Annotated in this window: 1 tRNA gene; it reads right to left on the minus strand. The window is 51.9% G+C overall.

Annotated features, from left to right (window positions below):
- Positions 1 to 50 precede the first annotated feature (50 nt).
- Positions 51 to 125 (minus strand) — tRNA-Gly (locus L977_RS02940).
- Between the last annotated feature and the right edge of the window lie 199 nt (positions 126 to 324).

Genomic DNA, 324 nt, shown 5'->3' on the forward strand with positions numbered 1-324 from the left:
TCACCCTTACCAAGGGTGCGCTCTACCAACTGAGCCATATCAGCACGTATTGGAGCGGGCAGCGGGAATCGAACCCGCATCATCAGCTTGGAAGGCTGAGGTAATAGCCATTATACGATGCCCGCATCCTGAAACTCGGCTACCCAGTTCTTTCTGTAACAAAAAAAGAGATTTCTCTCTTTTTCAGTTTGAGCTGGCTAATTTTTCCAACCAGCTCCGGCGGCATTTACGCTGCCAGAAAGTGGTGGTGGGGGAAGGATTCGAACCTTCGAAGTCTGTGACGGCAGATTTACAGTCTGCTCCCTTTGGCCGCTCGGGAACCCC

Origin of the sequence: Enterobacter sp. ZOR0014, assembly GCF_000798855.1 — a bacterium.
Lineage (GTDB): Bacteria > Pseudomonadota > Gammaproteobacteria > Enterobacterales > Enterobacteriaceae > Enterobacter > Enterobacter kobei.